Origin of the sequence: Marinobacter sp. MA, assembly GCF_048298425.1 — a bacterium.
Classification (GTDB): domain Bacteria; phylum Pseudomonadota; class Gammaproteobacteria; order Pseudomonadales; family Oleiphilaceae; genus Marinobacter; species Marinobacter salsuginis.
This window is the reverse complement of the sequence record NZ_CP103058.1, coordinates 3,756,384-3,773,442: the sequence shown is the minus strand read 5'-3', so window position 1 is coordinate 3,773,442 and position 17,059 is coordinate 3,756,384. Positions and strand designations below refer to the sequence as shown.

Annotated in this window: 14 protein-coding genes; 9 read left to right on the top strand and 5 right to left on the bottom strand. The window is 57.6% G+C overall.

Annotation, left to right across the window (positions count from 1 at the left end):
• Window positions 1-19 precede the first annotated feature (19 nt).
• Together dauA and NUW46_RS17500 are read left to right on the top strand one after the other, a co-directional pair.
• On the top strand, window positions 20-1,771 hold the full coding sequence (gene dauA, locus NUW46_RS17505) for a C4-dicarboxylic acid transporter DauA (protein WP_418140806.1): 1,752 nt from the start codon (window positions 20-22) through the stop codon (window positions 1,769-1,771).
• A 71-nt stretch (window positions 1,772-1,842) separates the two neighbouring features.
• Window positions 1,843-3,789, top strand: coding sequence for a CASTOR/POLLUX-related putative ion channel (locus tag NUW46_RS17500; protein ID WP_069182035.1), 1,947 nt, complete (start codon window positions 1,843-1,845; stop codon window positions 3,787-3,789).
• A 6-nt stretch (window positions 3,790-3,795) separates the two neighbouring features.
• Here the strand turns inward: NUW46_RS17500 and NUW46_RS17495 are convergent, their stop codons facing one another.
• Genes NUW46_RS17495 through NUW46_RS17485 form a run of 3 tightly spaced genes read right to left on the bottom strand, consistent with a single transcriptional unit; the run spans window position 3,796 to window position 6,039 of the window.
• A complete protein-coding gene (locus NUW46_RS17495; protein WP_069182034.1) occupies window positions 3,796-4,185 on the bottom strand; it encodes a CBS domain-containing protein in 390 nt (129 codons plus the stop codon).
• Between the two features lie 13 nt (window positions 4,186-4,198).
• Entirely contained in the window at window positions 4,199-4,549 is a 351-nt protein-coding gene (locus tag NUW46_RS17490) for a P-II family nitrogen regulator (RefSeq protein WP_418140805.1), read from the bottom strand.
• Window positions 4,546-6,039 (bottom strand): DUF1538 domain-containing protein, encoded by a 1,494-nt coding sequence (locus NUW46_RS17485; RefSeq protein ID WP_418140804.1) that lies wholly within the window; start codon window positions 6,037-6,039, stop codon window positions 4,546-4,548. Before NUW46_RS17485 ends, NUW46_RS17490 begins: the two co-directional genes overlap by 4 nt.
• Window positions 6,040-6,317: 278 nt before the next feature.
• Between NUW46_RS17485 and NUW46_RS17480 the strand changes: the two genes are divergently transcribed.
• From NUW46_RS17480 to NUW46_RS17460, 5 genes are all read left to right on the top strand, one after another.
• Window positions 6,318-7,910: an isocitrate lyase gene (locus NUW46_RS17480; protein WP_069182031.1), complete on the top strand. Its 1,593-nt coding sequence runs from the start codon at window positions 6,318-6,320 to the stop codon at window positions 7,908-7,910.
• Window positions 7,911-8,285: 375 nt separating this feature from the next.
• Complete coding sequence (locus tag NUW46_RS17475) at window positions 8,286-9,419, top strand: hypothetical protein (RefSeq protein ID WP_222465456.1); 1,134 nt, start codon at window positions 8,286-8,288, stop codon at window positions 9,417-9,419.
• A 54-nt stretch (window positions 9,420-9,473) separates the two neighbouring features.
• Entirely contained in the window at window positions 9,474-9,824 is a 351-nt protein-coding gene (locus NUW46_RS17470; protein ID WP_069182029.1) for a hypothetical protein, read from the top strand.
• 12 nt (window positions 9,825-9,836) lie between these two features.
• Complete coding sequence (locus NUW46_RS17465) at window positions 9,837-10,529, top strand: C39 family peptidase (RefSeq protein ID WP_418140803.1); 693 nt, start codon at window positions 9,837-9,839, stop codon at window positions 10,527-10,529.
• Window positions 10,530-10,534: 5 nt separating this feature from the next.
• Window positions 10,535-11,026, top strand: coding sequence for a hypothetical protein (locus NUW46_RS17460; protein WP_418140802.1), 492 nt, complete (start codon window positions 10,535-10,537; stop codon window positions 11,024-11,026).
• An 18-nt stretch (window positions 11,027-11,044) separates the two neighbouring features.
• Here the strand turns inward: NUW46_RS17460 and NUW46_RS17455 are convergent, their stop codons facing one another.
• Together NUW46_RS17455 and NUW46_RS17450 are read right to left on the bottom strand one after the other, a co-directional pair.
• Entirely contained in the window at window positions 11,045-12,118 is a 1,074-nt protein-coding gene (locus NUW46_RS17455) for a transporter (protein ID WP_209399878.1), read from the bottom strand.
• Window positions 12,119-12,129: 11 nt separating this feature from the next.
• On the bottom strand, window positions 12,130-13,506 hold the full coding sequence (locus tag NUW46_RS17450; protein WP_418140801.1) for a sigma 54-interacting transcriptional regulator: 1,377 nt from the start codon (window positions 13,504-13,506) through the stop codon (window positions 12,130-12,132).
• A gap of 286 nt (window positions 13,507-13,792) precedes the next feature.
• On the opposite strand from NUW46_RS17450, the gene NUW46_RS17445 reads away from it, so the two are divergent.
• The gene (locus NUW46_RS17445) at window positions 13,793-15,607 is read left to right on the top strand and encodes an SLC13 family permease (protein ID WP_418140800.1); all 1,815 of its coding nucleotides are present in this window, start codon (window positions 13,793-13,795) and stop codon (window positions 15,605-15,607) included.
• Window positions 15,608-15,675: 68 nt separating this feature from the next.
• Complete coding sequence (senA, locus tag NUW46_RS17440; RefSeq protein ID WP_418140799.1) at window positions 15,676-17,043, top strand: selenoneine synthase SenA; 1,368 nt, start codon at window positions 15,676-15,678, stop codon at window positions 17,041-17,043.
• Window positions 17,044-17,059 lie beyond the last annotated feature (16 nt).

Sequence of the window (17,059 nt, the reverse complement as noted above, 5' to 3'; positions counted from 1 at the left end):
TGCAATTAACGAGTCTTTTATGCCGCATCGCGCCCACCTGTTTTCACTCCGGATAGCCCACGCATTCCGAGAAGCCTGCATCGATGAGCCCTATCGCGGAAGGCGTTTTCTACGGGATCTGATGGCCGGTGTAACGGTGGGCATTATTGCCATACCTCTGGCCATGGCGTTGGCGATTGCCAGTGGTGTTGCGCCACAGTATGGGCTCTACACCGCCATTATTGCCGGGTTTGTAATTGCACTGACTGGTGGCAGCCGGTTCAGTATCTCCGGGCCTACGGCTGCCTTCGTTGTTATTCTCTATCCGATCGCCCAGAGCTATGGTCTGGGTGGTTTGCTGCTGGCTACCCTGATGTCCGGCGTTTTGCTGATGATCATGGCTCTGATGCGGCTGGGGCGATTCATCGAGTACATTCCGGAGTCTGTCACCCTGGGGTTCACCGGAGGCATTGCGGTGGTGATTGCCACTTTGCAGGTCCGGGATTTTCTGGGTCTGCCGGTTGGCGATATGCCCGAGCACTACTGGGATAAACTGGCGTTGCTGGCAAGCGCGTTGCCGGAGTTTGATGCCATGAGCACGCTCGTGGCCGGTGTCACCCTGGCTGTAATGTTGCTCTGGCCAAGACTTAAAACCCCGTTGCCTCCGCATCTGCCGGCTGTGGTGATCGGGAGTCTTCTGGCACTGTGGTTGAATACACAGGGCGCTGCTGTCGAAACCATTGGTTCAAGGTTCAGCTATCTGCTGCCCGATGGCTCGATGGGGGCGGGTATTCCGCCTTTCCTGCCAGAGTTTGCCTGGCCCTGGCAGCAGGCGGGGGCATCGGGCGAGCCAATTGGCTTGTCATGGTTGCTGGTTCGTGACCTGCTACCTGCCGCGTTTGCCATTGCGATGCTCGGCGCCATCGAATCCCTGCTCTGTGCCGTGGTACTGGATGGCATGACCGGAAAACGCCACAGCGCCAACAGCGAGTTGATGGGGCAGGGGCTTGGCAACATCATCACGCCGTTTTTCGGCGGCATTACCGCGACCGCAGCTATTGCCCGCTCTGCCGCCAATTACCGCGCTGGCGCCGAGTCACCCGTATCGGCCATGGTGCATTCGCTGGTGGTGCTGCTTGCCCTGGTTTCACTGGCGGGCCTTCTGGCCTATCTGCCGATGCCGGCCATGGCGGCCCTGCTGGTGATGGTGGCCTGGAACATGAGTGAGGCGCCCAAGTCACTGCATCTGCTGAAAACCGCGCCGCGCAGCGATATCCTGGTTTTTATCACCTGTTTTTCGCTTACGGTGCTGCTGGACATGGTAATTGCCATCACCACCGGAGTCTTGTTGGCGGCCGTCCTGTTCATGCGGGAAATGGCCCAGATGACCAAGGTCACGGATATCACACTGAGCAAACGGATTGCGGAAGCTCGAGTGCCCGAGGGCTGGCAGGTCTTCAAGATCAATGGTCCCTTGTTCTTTGCCGCCGCTGACCGGATTTTCGGCGAGCTGGCGCTGATGGCCAGAAACGCGCGCGGGTTCGTCCTCTATATGGACGGCGTCACCATTCTCGATGCCGGAGGGCTGTCTGCCCTGAACAAACTGATTGCCACCTGTGAGCGGGACGGTACGCAAATTGTGATCGCCGATCTTCAGTTCCAGCCGCTGCGAGCCCTCTCTCGCGCCGGTGTCATGCCGGTGCCTGGTGTGAGCCGCTACACGTCCTCCCTGGACGAAGCCTTGCGGCTGATTGCTGAACCCGGCGCTGAGCCTGGCCAGCCCGCCGGATAAAACATTGATTCCCGAAGTCCCGGAATGGTTTACCCTTAGGCGATAAGACTACGCGCAAAAGAAGGAATGCCATGCTGCCTTTCCGGCTGATCGACCGAGTGAAATTCATACTGGAACGCCAACTGGTAAAGGGGGCGGGGTTCCAGCTTTTAGTGGTCGGTGTGTTCATCGGCCTGATTTCCCTGATTGGCGGCCTTCTGGTGGTCCCCCAGGGCGGAGACTTCGAGGAGCCGGGCTCGGCCATCTGGTGGGCTTTCCTTCGGCTGACCGATCCCGGATATCTGGGGGATGATGTCGGCACCTGGCAGCGAATCGTCTCGACGCTGCTGACAGTTCTGGGGTACGTGGTGTTTATGGGCACCCTGGTGGCCATCCTGACCCGATGGCTGATAGCCAAGATGGCGGACCTGGAACGCGGTCTCACACCGGTAACGCTTAAAAACCATGTGGTGGTGCTGGGCTGGACCAGCCAGACCCTGCCCTTGCTTTCTGAATTGCTGGGCTCCAGTGGCCGGATGCGCCGCTTTCTGGAAAAGCACGATGCCCAGAAACTGAATCTTGTTGTGCTGTCGGAGGAGGCTTCCGCAGCCCAGGTTCACGAGCTGCGGAGTGAACCGGGCATCGGTCGCAGGGCCCGGCAGATCATCCTGCGTTCTGGCTCGGCGATCCAGCCGGACGCCCTGCATCGGGTGGCCTGTCTGGATGCCGCGGCGGTTATCGTCCCCAGCGCCGCCCATGAGGCCGGAAGCCTGGTGACCTCGGATGTGGAAACCGTCAAGGCACTGCTCTCCATTGCGGCCCAGGCCAGACAGCTCAAGTCTTCCTTGCCTTTCGTTGTGGCCGAGATCCAGGACGTTCGCAAGCTTCCGGTGATTGAGCGGGCCTATCCCGGCGCGGTGGAAGTGGTAGCGGGCGATGCCACGATCAGTCGTCTGATGGTTCAGAATATTCTTCATCCTGGGCTATCGGAGGTATACAACGAATTGCTCACTGCCGGTGAGGGCAACGAGATCTACATCCGGGGCGGAGAGTCGCTGGGCGGAATAACGCTTGGTGAGCTGGCCGCGGCCCGGCCCGAGGTTATCGTGCTGGGCCTTTTGAAACAGCGCGGTTCAGGCTGGGACGTGCAACTGCTGGCACCCTCAGACTCACGAATTGATCCGGCCGATCGGGTGGTCATCATGGCCCGGGACTACTCCGAGACCGAGCCCGATCCCAAAAAGACACCTTTGCCGGAGCTGGAAAGGGGGCAGGCGGTGCGCGTCGACCGGCCTTCTGACCAGGCCAACCACCGGGTTCTGGTGCTGGGCTGGAACCGGCGGGTGCCCAGCCTGATTGCGGAATTCCTCAGTTACGGACACCGTCACTTCGAGGTGGACCTGGTATCCGTGGTTCCGAAAGCCGAGCGGGAACAGGCGATTGCCCAGTACGTGGAGAATGCCGATCGCCTGACCTGCCGGCATATCGAGGCGGATTACATGGTGGAGGGAGAACTGCGCCGGATCGGGCCAGCGGGCTACGATACGGTGATCCTGCTCAGTAGCGACCGACTGGCCTCCGGCGAAGAGGCCGATGCCCGTGCAATGGTGGGGTATCTTCAGCTCGAAGACATCCTGGCCGATTTTGCCCGTAGGCCCCAGCTGATCATGGAGTTGAGTGACCCGGACAACCGCCACCTCTTGTATGGGCACCAGAGTGAAATGTTGATCAGTCCCATGATTCTGAGTCACGTACTGGCCCAGGTGGCCCTGCGGCGGGAGCTTCGGATCGTGCTGGATGAACTGTTTACGGTGGGTGGTGCCGAGATCCAGTTCCGGGACCCGGCGGATTACCCCTTGCCTGCCAGTGCGACCTTTCAGGTGCTGGAGAAGACGGTTGCCGCTGAGGGTGAGCTTGCCCTCGGCGTCTTTCGCAAAAAGGCCAATGAACGTGGGCGTCACCTGCAACTGAATCCGTCCCGGAAGGAGTACCTGGAGTTGCAGCCGGGCGACCGTCTGGTGGTGTTGTGCCTGACCTGAGCGTCCTCAGTCGATGCTGTCGAGCAGGGCCGCCATGATGTCGTCCATGACCACAAAGCCCTTGAGGTCGTTATCCGCCAGCACCAGGAGGCGCTTTACCCGGTACTTGCTCATCAGGCTTGCCGCATGCCGAACGTTCAGGTTCTCGCCGACGCTGATCACCGGCTTGGCGCAGGCGTCATACACGTTGAGAAGATCGATATCGCCGTCTTCGGCGATGACGGTTTTCAGTACATTGGTGTAGGTGATCAGGCCCCAGGCATCGTGTTCGCTTGTCTTTTCCACCACCAGCGACTTCAAGGAATGCTGCTTCATCTTTGATAGCGCCTCGCGGATGCTGGCAAACGGAGAGATGGTGATCACGTCCCGAACCATCACATCTTTGACCAGTTTCATGGGTGTTCTCCGGTTACAGTGAATCTTTCAGGTGTTGTTCGAATTTTTCGACTTGTGACATGTCGATCCCACCCAGATGTTCCAGGGGAAGTGTGAATACAAGCCCCTTTGAATCGCTATGGTCTGGCATGAGTATCTTCTGGATGGTTTTGAGAATGTCGAGCGAAAGGCTCTTTTCCAGGACCATCAGCAGAATGCTCTGGCTGCCATCGTAGGTCAGACCGAAGAAGGTTTTCCTGGCGGTATTGCTGATACCGCGACCAGAAAGCACCGTGATGCCGCCGGCACCAAGATCCCTTGCGGCATCAACGCAGTCCTGCTCCTGATCCTCGGGAACGATTGCTACCAGTACCGAAAATTTCATGGGTCTGTTTTCCTCTGCTTTGCGAGCATTTCAACAATGATGGCGTAGCTCATCACCGTCACAATCGGAAAGATGGAGGCGAAGGCGATCAGGCCGAAACCGTCGATGAGCACGTTGCGGCCTTCGATGCTGCTTGCCAGGCCAATACCCAGCGCGGTCACCAGAGGTACGGTCACCTCTGAGGTGGTGACCCCGCCAAGATCGTACGCCAGGGGGATGATGTACCTTGGGGCCAGCGCGGTCAGGACGATGACCAGAATATAGCCGCCAATGATGTAATGGTGAATGGAATCGCCGCTGATAATCCGGTGAACGCCAAGGGTGATACCCATCGCGACGCCGACTGCCACAATGAGTCTGATGGCGTTGCCGTTGATGGTGCCGGCGGCCGCCTGCTCCGCCTGGTGTCCGATCGCGATCAACGCGGGTTCGGCCATGGTGGTGGCAAAGCCGATCATGAAGGCGAAGAGGTAGACGAACAGATACCCCTCCATGCCCAGCAACTGTCGAGCCATGCTTGTTCCGATGGGAAACAGGCCAAGCTTGAGCCCGACCACGAAGGCATACAGCCCCAGCACGACCAGCGCAAATCCGAACAGGATCTTGCGGGGATTGGTCAGCCCGCGGCGCAGAACCAGATACTGGAAAAACAGGATGGTAATGATGATGGGAAGGACGTCGCGGACCATCCCGGCAAGATCGAGCAGCATGCCCAGCACAACGGGTGTCTGGTCGACTGTTCCAGTCTGGGCCGCCGTTGGCAAAGCTACCGGGTCTGCGGGGGCTCCGGAATACACAACAATCCCGTACAGCTGAACGGTGATCATCGGAACCATGACGGCGAGGGCTACCAGACCGAAGCCGTCCAGTAGCGGATTGCGCCCCCGGATTGAGGCTGCCAGCCCGATGCCCAGGGCTGCGATGAGAGGAACGGTAACGATGTTGGTGGTAACGCCACCGGAATCGTAGGCCAGGCCCACGATCTCGGGCGGTGCGAACCAGGTGATGATTACCACAACGATGTAGCCGATGATCATGAACCACTGCAGCGGGTAACCGAAGATGGTTCTGAACACGCCCAGGGCCACCACCAGGCCGACGGACACCGCTACCAGGATCCTGAGCGTCAGGGCCTTGATCTTGCCCTCGCTGATTTCCTCGGCCTGCTGGGCTACTGCAATAAGCGCCGGCTCGGCGACCACGGCGGAAAAACCCATGGCGAAGCCGAAAGACAACAGCACGGGTACCGAGCCCTTACGGGCAAACTGGTTGGACAGGCTTTTCCCGACCGGGAAAATGCTTAGCTCCAGACCCTGAAGAAACAGGGCGACACCCACTGCCACAATCAGCAGGCCTGCCGCCATCACGAAGATGTTCTCGGGTATTTGCTGGAGAATCAGAAGCTGGAAGAAGACAACGACGGCGATGATCGGAAACAGATTTTTCAGGGCATGCAGCAAGGAATGACTGAAAGCGTGCAGATAGAACACTGTTTGCGCCTGGTGGGTTCCGGTTAAAAGTGCTCGTTGGACACCGTAACAATAGCCATGGTTCCCGTGTTGATCCAGCTCAAGACCGGCGTCAATTCGTCATTCACCAGGAAAATGCCGAAAATAGATCATATAAATTTCAATTATAAATTTGAAACCACTAAAGTAACCCTCAACGTCATCGCTTTGCTCAAAAAGTGAGCAGGTTGTTGGCTTCGGAAGTTGCTGTACGCTTCTCCCTAACGACTTAGAAAACCAACGTAGAAAGGATTGAGACCATGCCCTACGCACAAGACGTTGACCAGATTGCTTCCCTGTTGAAGCAGCACCCGACCTGGAACGCTATCAACCCGAAGCACGCCGCTCGCATGCGCGCCCAGAACAAGTTCAAGACTGGTCTGGACATCGCCAAGTACACCGCCAAGATCATGCGCGAAGACATGGCGAACTACGACAAGGACACTTCCCAGTACACCCAGTCCCTGGGCTGCTGGCACGGCTTCATCGGTCAGCAGAAGCTGCTTTCCATCAAGAAGCACTTCGGTACCACCAAGCGTCGTTACCTGTACCTCTCCGGCTGGATGGTTGCCGCCCTGCGCTCCGAGTTTGGTCCGCTGCCTGACCAGTCCATGCACGAGAAGACGGCTGTATCCGGCCTGATCGAAGAGCTGTACACCTTCCTGCGTCAGGCAGATGCCTGGGAACTGAACCACCTGTTCCGTGCTCTGGAAGAAGCCGAGAAAGCTGGTGACAACGCCAAGGCTGAAGAGCTGATCAAACAGATCGACAACCACGAAACTCACGTTGTGCCGATCATTGCCGACATCGACGCCGGTTTTGGTAACGCCGAAGCCACTTACCTGCTGGCCAAGCAGATGATCGAAGCCGGTGCCTGCTGCATCCAGATCGAGAACCAGGTGTCTGACGAGAAGCAGTGTGGCCACCAGGACGGCAAAGTAACCGTTCCCCATGCTGACTTCCTGTCCAAGATCAACGCCGTTCGTCTGGCGTTCCTCGAGCTGGGCGTGGATGACGGTGTAATCGTAGCCCGTACCGACTCCCTGGGCGCTGGCCTGACCCAGAAGCTGGCTGTTACCGACGAGCCGGGCGATCTGGGCGACCAGTACAACAGCTTCCTCGACGGTGACTACATCGAGGACGCTTCCGAGATCAACAACGGCGACGTTGTGATCAAGTCTGACGGTAAGCTGATGAAGCCCAAGCGTCTGGCCTCCGGCCTGTTCCAGTTCCGTCCGGGCACTGGCGAAGACCGTGTTGTTCTGGACTGCATCACCAGCCTGCAGAACGGCGCTGACCTGCTGTGGATCGAAACCGAGAAGCCCCACGTTGGCCAGATCGCCGGCATGGTTAACCGCATCCGTGAAGTGGTGCCCGATGCCAAGCTGGTTTACAACAACAGCCCGTCCTTCAACTGGACCCTGAACTTCCGTCAGCAGGTATTCGACGCCTGGAAGGAAGAAGGCAAGGACGTATCTGCCTACGACCGTGACAAGCTGATGAGCGAAGAGTACGACAACACTGAGCTGGGTCAGCTGGCTGACCAGTGGTGCCAGAACTTCCAGCGTGACGCGTCTCGCGAAGCGGGTATCTTCCACCACCTGATCACCCTGCCGACTTACCACACTGCGGCCCTGTCTACCGACAACCTGGCCAAGGGCTACTTCGGTGACGAAGGCATGCTGGCTTACGTTGCCGGTGTACAGCGCAAGGAAATCCGTCAGGGTATCGCTACCGTTAAGCACCAGGACATGGCTGGTTCCAACATCGGTGACGACCACAAGGAATTCTTCGCTGGTGATGCGGCCCTGAAGGCCGGTGGTAAAGACAACACCATGAACCAGTTCGGTTAATCGACGGTTCGGATGTTGCTGAGGCGGGCCTGACCGGTTCGCTTCAAACCACAAAACCCCGCCTTGTGCGGGGTTTTGTTTTTCTGACACCTCATTTCTTCTGTATGTGTCTGAAACGACCGCATAAACCTCCCATATCCCCCTTTTCATTTGCACTCGCTGTTTCATCGCTGAAACAGTTTCGTCATCACCAAGACCGGATGGATTTCAGGCGCTCAAAGGAAAAACCATTAAAAACAATGCTATGAATGCGAATTTTCGGTATTGGCACGGGAATTGCTCCTTTGTTCTGGCGGGTCTGAACCTTGGCTTACCCGAAGGCTAGCGGGTTGGGTCGGATCCCTTAAAAGCCAACAACTCAAAGGAAATGACATCATGAATACTAAAAAAACACTGCTAGCAGCTGCCATCGCGATGGCAATGGGCGTTTCCGGTTTTGCCTATGCCGATCAGGGCGGGGACGGTGATCCGAATACCAATGCGGACAACACCTCCACCGCTAACAACGACCAATCCGGCAACACTGACTCCGGTAACGACAATTCCACTGACAGCTCGGACAACAGCACCAACGTGGCTGATTCGTTCAAGATTGCCGACAGTGGTAACGACAACTCCACGGACAGTTCCGATAACTCAACCAATGTTGCGGACAGTGGCAACGACAATTCCGATAACAGCACCGACGTGGCCGATTCGTTCAAGATTTCCGACAGTGGAAATGACAATTCGGACAATTCCACCAACGTTGCTGACAGCGGAAATACGGCTGTGGCCGATAGCGGAAATGATAACTCCGACAATTCCACTAATGTGGCAGACAGTGCAAACGACAGTTCCGATAATTCCATCAATGTCGCGGACAGCGGCAATGATAGTTCGGACAACTCCACCAATGTCGCCGACAGTGGAAATGACAGTTCCGACAACTCCACCAACGTTGCGGACAGCGGAAACGACAATTCCGACAACTCCACCAATGTTGCTGACAGCGGCAATACCGCAGTAGCAGATAGCGGAAACGATAATTCCGACAACTCTACCAATGTGGCAGACAGCGGGAATGACAGTTCCGATAATTCCACCAACGTTGCGGATAGCGGAAACGACAATTCCGACAACTCCACCAACGTAGCTGACAGCGGTAATACCACCGTCTCGGATAGTGGCAACGACAGTTCCGACAACTCCACTAACATTGCCGATAGCGGGAATACGACAGTCTCCGACAGCGGTAACGACAGTTCCGATAACTCATTGGCACTGGATCTGGACGTGTTCCTGAACAACGCTGATCTGGATGGCAGTGTGTCGGGCTCTTCAACCTCCTATGGCGATGCCAACGGCAGAGCATCCTACACCGAGGCTCGTAACCGCAACGAAATCTCCGGCGGTTCAGCGAACTACACCGGTGTTGGTGCCTTTGCCCAGAATGCCGGCAACGGCAGCGTTACACAGGCAAATGTCAGTGTAATGTCGAACCTGTCCACCGGTGGTGGCGGCCAGTAAGGAATCCAGGCCGCACCTTGGCGGGTGCGGCCCGGTTATTCCGGGAGAACTGCCATGGGTTACGTCATCAGATGGAAACTGAAGGCTGCCTTGCTGGCGCTATTGGTTACAGGAGCGGGATATGCTTCGGCCGAGGAGTGGATGGACGCCCATTCCCTGTCGGAAGATCAACTGGAAGATGCCAGCGGTCGCCAGGGAATCCCGCTGCAATGGCAGATCAACAATAACCAGCAGAATGCGAACGTCTCCGATAACCTGCTGTCCGGAAACGTTGTCACTGGCAATAACAGTATTTCCGACAACGCCTTCGGCAACATGAGCGGAGTCGCCACGGTTATCCAGAACACGGGTAATCAGGTGGTCATTCAGGACAGTACCCAGATCAACATACTGATCAATCACTGACGGAGGTGGGCCATGACCAGGAAGGTTCTTGTCGCGGTTTGCGCGAGTGCCGGGCTGCTGTGGTCCACCGCATTTGCCGGATCGGTCATGGTTCCCGGGATAGGCGGGGATTTTCGTCTTACCGTAAAGAGTTTTGAAAGCCGTCGCTTCGACAGTGTCCTGCGCCAGCAGTACGACTTCAGTTGCGGCTCTGCGGCAGTGGCCTCGTTATTGTCGTTTCATTACGAGGATCAGGTCACCGAGCACGAAGTCTTTATCGACATGTTGGCCTTGGCAGATGAAGAGAAGGTGCGCCGGCATGGGTTCTCCATGCTGGATATGAAACGTTACCTGGGGTCCAGAGGGTATCAGGCCGATGGGTTTCGCTTGCCATTGGAAGGGCTAAGGGAGAAGGTGCGCCTGCCGATGATTGTCTTGCTGAACATCGAGGGTTTCCGTCATTTCGTGCTGATCAAGGGCATCAGCGATAACGAGGTACTGATAGGCGATCCTGCCCGGGGGCTGAAAGTCTATCCCCACGAAACATTCAGCGAATACTGGGATGGCACTGCCTTCGTTATCCGCAGTCACCTTGATCAGGGGCGTGACCACTTTCTTGACGACGGCCATTGGCCACAGGTGGCCAGGGCCCCTTTGCAAAAAGGGCTCGGGGGGCCATCTCTCGGTCACACGCTGCCCTACTGGCCCTCCACGAGGGAATGGTGATGATCATGAAGGGCAGGATGCCTGCGGTCGCATTACTCGTTATTGCCTGTTTGGCCCTGACGCCAGTGGCTCACGCGGAACTGAACCCCGGAGTTGACCCCATCAGTGACAGAGAGCTTTCGGAGTTCCGGGGTGGCTTCCTGATGGATAATCTGGAGATCAGTATTGGTCTGGAACAGGTTGTCGGTATTAACGGTGACACTCTGGTGATCAATCGATTGACCATTCCCAACCTCAACCAGCCCGTCAATAGCCGTTTGCCTGGCCATCAGATGGAAACAGTATTGGAAGTGATCAGCGCCAACCGTGGCAGTGAAGCACGGGTGGCCAGCCATATGGCAGGTCCGAATGGCTGGATGACGGTGGTTCAGAACAGCCTGGACAGCACTGTCATACAGAATATGCATCAGTTGAATATCGAGCTGAATAACCTGGGTGCGGGAAATCAGTTCCCGGCCCGATTCAGTGATCAACTGATTCAGTTGCTTGGCCGCTGAAAGAACCCCGACCCCATGCTAGAGACTGATTGGAAGCTTGAGTGTAATCTCGCTGTTGGGCGCGTTTTCCGTAACGCCAATGCTTACCGTCAGGTTAAGAGATGTGGATCGCGACAGGCGCTGGGACAGCCCGAATGAAAGAGACCCGATCTGAATTCGGTCGAAATTGGATTCGAAGAGATCAATGTCTCTCTCGAATGTGGTTTTTCGAATGATCGAGTGATCGTAGCCGAGGCTGAATGATGTGCGATCGTTAAACGCGAATCCCATCCCGAAGCCGAAGCGCACGATGTCGCCGGGGTCAACGGTGCCGCCATTTTCAAAGCCCTGCTCCTCTTTGAGGGTCCAGACATAGCTCAGATTGCCGAACAACACGGCCGGGTCTGTGGGGTAGATGAAAGAGAGTCCGGGTTCGAATGCCCAGAAGCCTGAACCTGTTGGCCGGCTCTCCAGCTCGACGCCAATCGGGTTGCCCTGATTATCCTCGATGACCCGCTGGTTAACATCGTAGGGGCCTTCACCGGTTGGCGCCCTGACACGCAGCGCGCCGATTACGTAGGGCCAGCCCCCGAGGCCATCAGTCAGTTGATAGCGAGCTGATACTTCAACATCACCGAGACCCTCGCCAGAAGACTCACGCAGGGTATCCACCGGTGTGCCCTGGAACACCTCACGCTCTCTCAGGTCCTCGTTGATGCTCAGGTAAGGCACCCGGACCGCCGCTTCAAACTTGCTGGTAAATCCGTATTTGAGTGACACGGCGCCGACGAAAATATCGCGCTGGATTTCTGAAATATTGATCAGTCCGATCAACAGCGCAGGGATGACGGTGTAGCCTTCGATCGCGACTGCCGTCGAGTTGCTATGGGCATGGGAAAAGGATGGCTCAATGGAAAACCGGCCCGGCCGGGTGACGATACCGCGGTCGGCGGTTATGGAGGCGATATCGGTCGCCGGGTCGTGACCCGCGTCAGAGGTTGTCCGGATTTCGGTGGCCAGGGGGGCGGTATCCCGGTCTGCCTGAGCGGCTTCAACCAGCATCGCCGGACCCAGAGAAACAAGCGGGATGAGCCATAGTGTGTTTTTGTTCATGGGAAACTCCTTCAGCTGTCTTTCTGGAGCCGGGTTGAGGGGCCATGGGGCACGTGGTGCTTGTCCATCAGCCGGTAGAACGAAACCCGTGAAATATTCAGCAGCCGGGCAGCTGCCGACACGTTGTTGTGGGCAAGCGCGAGACTTACCGAGATCGCCTGCCGATCGGCTCTGGAGCGGAAAGCGTCCAGTGAGAGGTCTCGGTTTCGGTCGTGGTTATCCGCCGGGTTGGTGGAAAACCCCATGTCTTCGGCCCCGATCTGTGGGCTTTCTCCCAGCAATAATGCCTGACGCAAACGGTTCTGCAGTTCCCTGAGGTTGCCGGGCCAGGGGTGCCCGGCCAGGCAAATCATTGCATCGTCCGTGAGGCGCCTGGTGCCTCTGGCTGAGGGTGTGGCCGACAGTATCCGGCTGGCCAGGATGGGAATGTCTTCCTTGCGTTCCCGCAACGGTGGTAACAACACATGCAGGCTTCCAAGCCGGTAAAATACGTCGCTGCGGAAGGCCCCGGTCTTGACCAGCTGTTCAAGCGGCTTGGTGCTTGTTGCAATCAGTCGAGTGTCGACACTGATGGGATGGTTGGAGCCCAGGCGCTCGATCAGGCCTTCCTGGAGGAAGCGCAGAATGGCGGATTGTTGCTCTGATTCAAGCTCGTCGACACCGAGCAATAGCAAAGTGCCGCCATTGGCGGCTTCAATGCGCCCTTTCTGGACGCTCATGGCATGGGTAAAAGCGCCTTTTTCGTGGCCGAAGAGCTCGTTTTGGGTCAGTGAGCGGGGCAGGGCTGCACAGTTCACGGCGATCAGTGGCTTGTTTTTACGTGGTGAATGATCGTGTATGAAACGGGCTGCGGCTTCTTTGCCGGTCCCGTTCTCGCCATAGATCAGTACGGATTCCTCCGTGCGGGCAAATTTCTGCAATAACGCTCTGACATGTCGGATCGCCACCGAGCCACCCTCAAGAGCAACGTCGTGATAACAGGCGGGCTTGGTCCGTGACGCCTCCGCCTGAAGTTCAGACATACCCCAAAGGTGGCCAAGAATGGCATTGAGGCGTTCGGCCTGCAGAGGCCTCGTGTGATAGTCCGTGCAGTAACGGTTAATGAGGGCACAGGCGTCCGGGTTCTGGATCTGGTGAGGCTCCAGCGTGGCAATCCAGTGCTGGACCGGAATCGTGTCCAGCCATTCGGGCAGGTGGGTCAGTTGATCGGCGCTCAACGAGCCAAGATCAAACACGCCGACTCTGGCCCCATCGACGGGCGTCTCGCCTGCCGTGGGTTTGTCTGAAATGGGAATGTGAACAAGCTGCCAGTCCCTGAGCAAGGGTCCGATGGCAGAAGGGCACGGGTACACCGCCGACAACCAAACGAGCGGTCGTTTTTCCTTCATGGCGACTCTCCCTGAGACTTTGCCTGGAAAACGAACTGCTGGACGTTCAGTAAATGTTGGTAATACCGGAACTGCTCGATCCGATCACTGCCCTGTGACCGCATACGGCTGGGGGAAACAGGCAAACAACTCCTGCTGGCGGACATTCAGTTTGTATGCCAGTTTATACACTTGTAGGCCTTTCAGGAGCTTAAAGAGAGAGGGTTCTGTCATTCCTGGCTCCCTGTAAAGTTTGCCGACACAGACTGCAAACCAGACGGGCAGGGACTGAAAGCATGGAGTTACAGTGAGCGTCAGTCAGGCTATTGTTTTTTCGATACTGGGCATCGCCCTGGTGCTGTTCGTCTGGAATCGAATCCGGTTTGACCTGGTCGCCCTGATGGCGCTTCTCGCCGTTGCCATCGCCGGGATCGTGCCGGCAGATCAGCTATTCGATGGCTTCGGCCATCCGGCTGTTGTGACCGTGGCTGCGGTTCTGGTGATCAGCCAGGGGCTGGTCAATGGCGGCGTGGTTGACCGCCTGGCGCGCCTGCTCGGTAAGGTGGGGCACCGGCCGACCCTGCAGGTGCTGATGCTGACGTCGGTGGTGGCCCTGTGCTCGGGCTTCATCAACAACGTCGGTGCGCTTGCGCTTCTTATGCCGGTGGCAATCTGGATGTCCCGGGAAGCGGGGCGCTCTCCATCGCTGCTGCTCATGCCACTGGCATTCGGTTCTCTGCTGGGGGGAACCATGACGCTGATTGGCACGCCCCCGAACATCATCATTGCCAGTTATCGGGAAACGGGGTCCTTTGGCATGTTTGATTTCGCGCCGGTGGGCCTGGCGATTACCCTGGCAGGCATTGCCTTTATCACGCTGGTCGGGTGGCGCCTGACGCCAAGACGAGGCAAACCCGATGATGGCGGCAAGCTGTTCAGTGTCGGGGATTATGTGACCGAACTCCGGGTTCCCGACGATTCCTCGCATGTTGGCGCCACACTCCATGGCCTGCTGACCCGGGCTGACGCCGACAAGGATGTGGTGGTGCTGGCGTTGATCCGGGATGACAAGCGGTCTCTGGCACCATCGACGTTTTCCGTTTTGCGTGGTGGCGATCTGCTATTGGTGGAGGCGGATACCGATGCTTTGCAGGAATTTCTCGACAGCACTGCTCTTGAGTTGGCGAATGTAGAGGAGTCCTCCTCCAAAGAGTCTGACGAGCAGGAGAGTGCACCGGAAAAACCGCGCGAAAAGTCTCTGTCCGAGGGTGATGTCCGATTGCTGGAAGCGGTCATCACGCCGGAATCAGGCCTGATCGGGAAAACCGCCAACAGGCTGAATCTTCGCGAGCAGAATGGCCTCAATATTGTGGCGGTTGCACGCCAGGGGCAGCGGTTGCAGCGCCGCCTGGGGGACATTCGCTTTCAGGCTGGTGATATTCTCCTGGTGCAAGGTGAGGAGGACACCCTGCGCGTTACCCTTCAGGAGCTCGGGTGCCTTCCGCTGGCAGAACGAGGACTCCGGTTCGGCCGCGAACGCAACGCCTTACTGGCCGGTGGGCTGTTTGTGGCTGCCATCGCAGGAATCGTTGTGGGCTGGTTGTCGTCGCCTGTTGCCCTGGTTGCCTGTGCCGTCGCCATGGTTCTCAGTGGCGTGCTCAGCAATCAGGAAGCCTACCGTGCGATCGACTGGCCGGTCATCGTTTTGCTGGCGGCTATGATTCCGGTGGGTCAGGCCCTCGAAACCACCGGTGGAGCGGAGCTGATAGCGTCCTGGATGCTGATGCTTGGCTCCGGGGGCGAGGCCTGGGTGGTCGTTACGATTGTACTGATGGGGACCATGCTGCTGTCGAACGTCGTGAACAATGCGGCGGCGGCCATTCTGGTCGCCCCCATTGCACTGAGTCTTTCGGGCCAGTTGGGCATTGCCGCAGACGCCATGTTGATGGCAGTGGCTATTGGCGCCTCCTGCGCCTTCCTGACGCCCGTGGGGCACCAGTCCAACGCGCTCGTTATGGAACCCGGTGGCTACCGGTTTGGCGATTACTGGCGCCTGGGACTTCCGCTGTCTTTACTGGTGGCCCTGGTGGCAGTCCCTGTCATTCTGGCAGTCTGGGGGTGAGTCTGTTTAACGCTGTTTGGCACTCTCTGGTATGCTGACAAAACCGTTGATGATAAGTGGTTGGCCAGATGACAGCGATTGAACAAATCGATGCGGCAAAGGCGGAATTGCTGGATCAGCTTGAATGGACACGCAAGCGTACTGAAACCCTTGTACGTTCTCTGCCGGAAAGCGCGCTGGATGTTCCCTACCATCCGGGCGTGAATCCACCGCTCTGGGAGATGGGGCATGCAGCCTTCTTCTACGAGGTGTTTGTATTCAATCTGCTGGATGGCACGCCCAGCCACGATCCATCCATGGACGATCTCTGGGATTCGTTCCATATCGAGCACCGGGATCGCTGGAACCGGGAGCTGTTTCCCGGGCGCCAGAAGACCCTAGACTACTTCAATCTTATCTATGACCGCGTGGCCGAACGGATCGAAAAAGAGCCTTTGACCGATCAGGCCCGTTACCTTTACCGCTACGCGATCTACCACCAGAACATGCACATCGAGTCGATGATCTGGTGCCGTCAGACCGTCGGTTACCCGGCGCCTCCAGACACCGATCTGTACCGGCCTGCACCGGGTGAACCGCATCACGGAGATGCGTTGGTTCCGGCAGGAGAGTGGCTGATCGGGATGCCGGGCGAATCCCAAAGTTATTCCACTGACGACTTCGCCTTTGACAATGAAAAGCCGCGCTTCAGCGTGAAGCTCGATGCTTTCGCCATTTCGAAATGCCTGGTCAGTAACCGCCAATTCCTGGAGTTCGTGGAAGACGGCGGCTATCGGCGCCCTGACCTCTGGTCATTTGGCGGACGCAAATGGCTTCAGACCGAAACCGACGTGGCCCTTGTTCATGGCAGTCGGGAACCCCTGTTCCGTGCTCCACGTCACCCGCTGTACTGGCGCTGGCATGATGAGCAGTGGCAGGAGCGAGTGTTCGACCGGTGGCAGCCCCTGAATCCGGACGCTCCGATTACCCATGTGACGTTCTGGGAAGCAGAGGCGTATTGTCGTTGGGCAGGGCGTCGGCTGCCGACAGAACACGAATGGGAAGTTGCCGCTCTGGGGAATCGTCCGGGCGAGCCGTTCCGGCGTTTCCCATGGGGGAATGAGGCGCCGACCAGTCAGCTCGCGGATCTGGACGGGAGAGCCATGGCCCAGAACCCGGTGTTTGATTTTCCCGAAGGCGACAGTCCCTTTGGCTGCCGCCAGGTGACCGGAACGGTCTGGGAGTGGACCAGTGATCAGTTTCTCCCTTACGACGGCTTCAAGGTGGACATGTACCCTTTCATGTCCACCTTGCAGTTCGGCGATCACAAGGTCACCAAAGGCGGTGGGTGCGCGACATCATCCTGTCTGATCCGCGGCACCTATCGTCAGGCTTATCTGCCCCAGCGCAATGATGTCTATACCGGCTTCAGGACCTGTGCACTTGAGCGAGAGTAAACGGTAGGCGCTCGGG

Coding starts and splice junctions, on each gene's coding strand:
- NUW46_RS17455 (WP_209399878.1), bottom strand. CDS start 12,118: ATGAACAAAAACACACTATGGCTCATCCCGCTTGTTTCTCTGGGTCCG.
- NUW46_RS17460 (WP_418140802.1), top strand. CDS start 10,535: ATGAAGGGCAGGATGCCTGCGGTCGCATTACTCGTTATTGCCTGTTTG.
- NUW46_RS17480 (WP_069182031.1), top strand. CDS start 6,318: ATGCCCTACGCACAAGACGTTGACCAGATTGCTTCCCTGTTGAAGCAG.
- NUW46_RS17450 (WP_418140801.1), bottom strand. CDS start 13,506: ATGAAGGAAAAACGACCGCTCGTTTGGTTGTCGGCGGTGTACCCGTGC.
- NUW46_RS17500 (WP_069182035.1), top strand. CDS start 1,843: ATGCTGCCTTTCCGGCTGATCGACCGAGTGAAATTCATACTGGAACGC.
- NUW46_RS17475 (WP_222465456.1), top strand. CDS start 8,286: ATGAATACTAAAAAAACACTGCTAGCAGCTGCCATCGCGATGGCAATG.
- NUW46_RS17470 (WP_069182029.1), top strand. CDS start 9,474: ATGGGTTACGTCATCAGATGGAAACTGAAGGCTGCCTTGCTGGCGCTA.
- senA (WP_418140799.1), top strand. CDS start 15,676: ATGACAGCGATTGAACAAATCGATGCGGCAAAGGCGGAATTGCTGGAT.
- NUW46_RS17495 (WP_069182034.1), bottom strand. CDS start 4,185: ATGAAACTGGTCAAAGATGTGATGGTTCGGGACGTGATCACCATCTCT.
- dauA (WP_418140806.1), top strand. CDS start 20: ATGCCGCATCGCGCCCACCTGTTTTCACTCCGGATAGCCCACGCATTC.
- NUW46_RS17465 (WP_418140803.1), top strand. CDS start 9,837: ATGACCAGGAAGGTTCTTGTCGCGGTTTGCGCGAGTGCCGGGCTGCTG.
- NUW46_RS17490 (WP_418140805.1), bottom strand. CDS start 4,549: ATGAAATTTTCGGTACTGGTAGCAATCGTTCCCGAGGATCAGGAGCAG.